Genomic DNA, 4,757 nt, shown 5'->3' on the forward strand with positions numbered 1-4,757 from the left:
TTATTACGTTCGAACTTTTCCTTCGCCATTGCGAGCGCCTCCTCAATCAGCCGTCAAAACAAGCCATTACTTACACATAAAAAACAGCCGCGAAAGACAACCTTTCGCAGCCAGGGAATATGGAGCTCTTGAGCAGATTTGAACTGCCGACCTCACCCTTACCAAGGGTGTGCTCTACCAACTGAGCTACAAGAGCCTTAATCCGATAACACTTGGAGCGGGCAGCGGGAATCGAACCCGCATATTCAGCTTGGAAGGCTGACGTTCTACCACTGAACTATGCCCGCTTACACTTAATGCCAGCGAAGCTCAGCCTTAGCTGATACCTCCTAGCCTATGGCAAACGTGTTTGCCCCGCTCGATGCGGATAAATATGGTGCAGGGGGGTGGATTCGAACCACCGAAGCTTTCGCGTCAGATTTACAGTCTGATCCCTTTGGCCACTCGGGAACCCCTGCGAACGAGCCGTGCATTGTCCAGCTCGAAGCTGTCACTGTCAACTGAATTCCCTAAGGAATTCACTCGGTTACAGCAACCTTCTAGAGAAAATGGAGCTGGCGAGAGGAGTCGAACCCCCGACCGGCTGATTACAAGTCAGCTGCTCTACCAACTGAGCTACGCCAGCATTTCTCAGGCCACGTGTTAACGTGGAGGCGGGATTCTAGTGAAACTTTTACTCAGACGCAACACCTGAACAATATTTTTGTTGTTTCTCGACGTTATTTTCTCGTGAGATCAACTCTAACCACCTCTCATTGCTCATTTTTTGTGCTTGCCCCGCTCCCAACACCACCCAATTCTCTTTGCGAGTACGGGTGATTTCACGGATTTCTGCTTCATAACCCAAGGTTTGCATCTCATCCAGCTTAGCCAAGGCCAGCTCTTGGCGGGTAAACATACCAAAAGAAATACCATTGGCAAGATCCCCTTTCGGAATTAAATAGCTGTCTATTTGCTTAGCCTGCACCTCACGTAGGCGCCCCAGCGCTTCTTTTTTCGATGATTCCGGCGGCAAGTGCACCCAATACCCTTTCCCTTCTGGCACCTCCAGCGCCTTAACCGTAGCCGTCACCGACAATGCCTGCAGCGCCTCAACGAAATATTCTGCCCTTAACAAGCGCTCGAAAGGTCCCACCATATCGCACAACCCCTCTTTCGGTACCGAGGCTTCCACTGTTGCCCGCGCAGCTTCTGACGAACGCGAGACCTGCGTAGAGCGCTCCCCCTCACTAAGCAGTCGCAAGGCTTCTCCACCCGAAGAGACCGGAGCGGACTGGACAGCAACAGCCTCCTCAGCCGACCACACTGTCAACTGCAACACCAATACAGCCACATTCACACCCAACAGCGCGAAAAATATTAAACGCATACACCCTCCTGTTGCCGCACATCAAGGCACGGCAAAATATTGCTCCAATCCAATAAACACTAAATCCGGCGCCCACACAGCCTCCGGGTATAGGGCGTGCCAACAACCTGCATCTCCACCGGTCAGCACCAGTGTTTTTTGGGTCACATCACTGTGCATCGCCGCTTCAATCATGCCTCGCCCCATTGCGGTTATAGCACCGTCTATAGCCGTTTGAGTGTCTACCCCCAAATCTGTGTATACCTTATGAGGCTCCCTCAAAGCCACCGCCAACGCTTGCGACTGCGCCGACATGGCGCGACGCATCAAAGCCACACCTGGCCCAATCCAACCCCCTTGATGCAACCCATCTGCGGTCACACTATCAACGGTAATGGCAGTACCACTATCCACAACAATGTAGGCACCGGACGCAAGAGAGCGACCGGCTATAATGGCCAGCCATCGATCAATACCGAGCTTAGAGTAATCTTTATAAGCGCACTGAATTTCTGCCCAAGAACCTTCAACTATTGCAAACTGGGCGGGAGGCAAATCGGCCTCAGATAAAAATGCTTGCAACTGATCTTCGCGTTTGGCACCTGCAACACTGGACGCCCACACATGGATGACATCGTAGCCATGAGCTACGCTATTGAGCCATGACCAAGATCCCGTATAATCTTCAATACCCGCGGCCACAATTAGCTCGCACTGCTTCAGTTGCCACTTGATACGACTATTACCCATATCAATCAATAAATTCATGACACAGCTCTCAAGCTGACCTCTCCACCGTAAAATAATCGCTCTTCATCGCCCACACTCAGCTGTAAAGCTCCACTGTTATCCACGCCTGTCAGGGTGCCATCAACAACACTATTTGCAGTTTGTAAGCTTACCTGCGAGCCAAGAAAAGCCGCGCGCTGAAGCCAAAGCTCACGCCAGGGGGTAAATCCGCCGCGCTCGAATTTAATCATGAGCCCACACAACTGCTGAATTAAACCCGCAGCCAAGGTATTGCGACCGACAGGGTCCAACTTCTGTTCTCGCACCAAACGCTGCAAGTCAATCCACGGCTGATCGATACTTTGTGCCGAAGTGACAGGCATTTGCATGTTAATGCCGACCCCAACCACTACCCGACATAGGCCCGCAGGATCGCCTGACATCTCTAGCAAGATGCCCGCTAACTTTTTCCCACCAACCAACACATCATTGGGCCACTTCAACTGGACACCCTCAACCCCAAAAGACTCCAGAGCTCGAGCAATACAAACACCTACTGCTAAACTTAGCCCCTCTAATTGAGCGGCCCCCCCCTCAAACTGCCAGACGCCAGAAAGGTATAGATTGCAACCAAAGGGACTTACCCATTGGCGCCCGCGGCGACCTTTACCGGCCGTTTGCTGCTCAGCCAAACAAAAACTCTCCGACGGTAATGGAGCGGATGAATCAAGCAACTGCGAGTTGGTTGAGTCACAACTTGACAGCACCTGAATACGAGTCGGATCTATGTTCGACAAGCTCGCAATTTGTTTAGCATCAAGCAACTCCAGCGGGACAGATAAGCGGTAACCTCGCCCCTTCACACTTTCATAATCAAGCCCCAATTTTTGCAGTTTTTGCAGTTGTTTCCATACCGCCGTGCGACTGATGGCCAACACACTACCCAACTCTTCACCCGAATGAAATTCACCGTCACCCATCAAATGCAATAGCGCCAACAGAGGCGTTTCCATTATTTAACCTCCTGATAGTGCCGCTTATAGCGACCACCACGCAAGCTGGTTAGCAGCTCATACCCCAACAAGCCCCGCTCCTGTGTTAGACGAGAAAACGAGAGGTCTTTATTAATTACCTCAACCGCAGGCAATGAGACAGAGTCCAGACATGTCTCTATTCCAGGCACCGCAGAGAGATCAAATATGGTGGCATCCATGGAGATTCTTCCCACTACTGGAACCTCCTGCCCATGCCACGCACCACACCCCTTTGATTGCATAATGTTGTGTAAACCATCGGCATAGCCACCGGCACATATCGCGAGAATCGAGCCTTTAGCTTTTGTTATGGTAGCGCCATAACCTACAGCGCTATCAATCTCGAGTCGCTTTATCTGCAAAACAGGCAAGGACAGCGTAACCACATCGGCGATTGTACCTCGCAGAGCGGTAGGTGGTTGGTAACCATAAAGAGCCGCACCCGGACGCACCAGATCAAGATGGTAGTCGGCACCTAAGAAAATGCCACAGGAGTTAGCCAGACTAAGCTTACAATCAGGCAACATTGCACGCAGCTTGGGAGCGCGACTTTTGAACTCATCTAATTGGGTTTTATTAAGGGGGTGAACCGGCTCGTCCGCACACGCCAAATGACTCATGATTAATTGCGGATTAAGCCCTTGCAACAGGTGCCGCTCTTGTAAAAGTTCATCGAGCTGCGACAAACTAACACCTTGACGACTCATACCAGTATCAAATTTCAAACCACAGGGGGCCCAACTTACTCCCTCTTGCGCCAAAGCCTCGCGCCAACGTCGTATTGCGCTGAGTGACGATAACACTGGCATAGCATTGATACGAGCGCATTCCAACTCGCGGCCAGAGGGCGCACCACCCAGCACATAACAACTTATATCAGAACCTACACACGAGAATAATTCTTGCGCCTCATCCAATGTAGCGACAAAGAAATGGCGACAGCCTGCAGCAAACAGAGCCTCGGACACACGCCCTACACCCAGACCGTAAGCATCCGCCTTCACTACCGCAGAAGTCACCGCTGGCGCGCAGACACGCGCCAGTGCACACCAATTATCGACCACTGCAGTAAGATCAATGGTTAAGCCTGGAGAATACTCGCTCATAAACAACCAAATTCAGTCAAAGCGGCATAGTTACAAAAGTAGAAGATAAAAGCCAGCACTCCGGCCCACCGCCCATACCGCCATCCTCAGCAAAACAGCCACGAACAGTTCATTTGAACCTTCCCTTTTCTTCTAACGACTCATAAATACACACAACTTACGAGGACATATACCATGAAACTTACCCACAACCTTTTACAAATTACTGCCTTTACCCTTGTGCTACTAAGCAGCCAACACGCACTATCTGCCGGTTATTTAAAAATTGGTGACATTAAAGGGGAAAGCACTGAAACTTCTTCCGCACCTAACCAGACAAGAAGTACCGAAAGAAAAATTACTTCTGCCAACGACGGTACTAGTAAAGGCGGTCTAGACCGAGACATCATTCGACGTCATACACCTTCAGCGTCCGGAGCTCAAAACGCTCCAGTAAAAAATGCCGTGAAGGCAACTAAAGCCACAGCCGTTGAACCCGAAGAAATTGATTGAGCACTGCTCTATGCAGGAGTCTGAATAACGGGACGCTGGACGCTGGAC

Annotated in this window: 5 protein-coding genes and 4 tRNA genes; 1 reads left to right on the forward strand and 8 read right to left on the reverse strand. The window is 50.8% G+C overall.

All coding sequences use genetic code 11. The features are described 5' to 3' along the window. Positions 1 to 120: 120 nt before the first annotated feature. The 8 genes from Q4526_RS01875 to alr form a co-directional block, all read right to left on the reverse strand. Positions 121 to 196: transfer RNA gene (locus tag Q4526_RS01875), tRNA-Thr, on the reverse strand. Between the two features lie 17 nt (positions 197 to 213). Continuing rightward, positions 214 to 287: transfer RNA gene (locus Q4526_RS01880), tRNA-Gly, on the reverse strand. A gap of 87 nt (positions 288 to 374) precedes the next feature. Beyond that, positions 375 to 458: transfer RNA gene (locus tag Q4526_RS01885), tRNA-Tyr, on the reverse strand. A 91-nt stretch (positions 459 to 549) separates the two neighbouring features. Then, positions 550 to 625: transfer RNA gene (locus Q4526_RS01890), tRNA-Thr, on the reverse strand. Between the two features lie 48 nt (positions 626 to 673). Next, complete coding sequence (locus Q4526_RS01895; protein WP_215975031.1) at positions 674 to 1,369, reverse strand: SPOR domain-containing protein; 696 nt, start codon at positions 1,367 to 1,369, stop codon at positions 674 to 676. 21 nt (positions 1,370 to 1,390) lie between these two features. Beyond that, on the reverse strand, positions 1,391 to 2,116 hold the full coding sequence (locus tag Q4526_RS01900; protein ID WP_215975032.1) for a type III pantothenate kinase: 726 nt from the start codon (positions 2,114 to 2,116) through the stop codon (positions 1,391 to 1,393). Then, positions 2,113 to 3,090 (reverse strand): bifunctional biotin--[acetyl-CoA-carboxylase] ligase/biotin operon repressor BirA, encoded by a 978-nt coding sequence (birA, locus tag Q4526_RS01905; RefSeq protein ID WP_215975033.1) that lies wholly within the window; start codon positions 3,088 to 3,090, stop codon positions 2,113 to 2,115. Before birA ends, Q4526_RS01900 begins: the two co-directional genes overlap by 4 nt. After that, positions 3,090 to 4,217, reverse strand: a complete 1,128-nt coding sequence (gene alr / locus Q4526_RS01910) for an alanine racemase (RefSeq protein WP_215975034.1) — start codon at positions 4,215 to 4,217, stop codon at positions 3,090 to 3,092. The genes birA and alr overlap by 1 nt, the downstream gene beginning before the upstream one ends. A gap of 174 nt (positions 4,218 to 4,391) precedes the next feature. Here alr and Q4526_RS01915 point away from each other — a divergent pair, with 174 nt between their 5' ends. Beyond that, positions 4,392 to 4,709 carry a hypothetical protein gene (locus Q4526_RS01915; protein WP_215975035.1) on the forward strand — a complete coding sequence of 106 codons (318 nt, stop codon included), beginning with the start codon at positions 4,392 to 4,394 and terminating at the stop codon, positions 4,707 to 4,709. Positions 4,710 to 4,757 lie beyond the last annotated feature (48 nt).

It is taken from the genome of Gilvimarinus sp. 2_MG-2023, from assembly GCF_030547685.1.
Classification (GTDB): Bacteria; Pseudomonadota; Gammaproteobacteria; order Pseudomonadales; family Cellvibrionaceae; genus Gilvimarinus.

What these genes read in the sequence shown, in the direction of transcription:
- Q4526_RS01900 (WP_215975032.1), bottom strand. Translation starts at nt 2,116, where the DNA reads ATGAATTTATTGATTGATATGGGTAATAGTCGTATCAAGTGGCAACTG.
- Q4526_RS01895 (WP_215975031.1), bottom strand. Translation starts at nt 1,369, where the DNA reads ATGCGTTTAATATTTTTCGCGCTGTTGGGTGTGAATGTGGCTGTATTG.
- Q4526_RS01915 (WP_215975035.1), top strand. Translation starts at nt 4,392, where the DNA reads ATGAAACTTACCCACAACCTTTTACAAATTACTGCCTTTACCCTTGTG.
- birA (WP_215975033.1), bottom strand. Translation starts at nt 3,090, where the DNA reads ATGGAAACGCCTCTGTTGGCGCTATTGCATTTGATGGGTGACGGTGAA.
- alr (WP_215975034.1), bottom strand. Translation starts at nt 4,217, where the DNA reads ATGAGCGAGTATTCTCCAGGCTTAACCATTGATCTTACTGCAGTGGTC.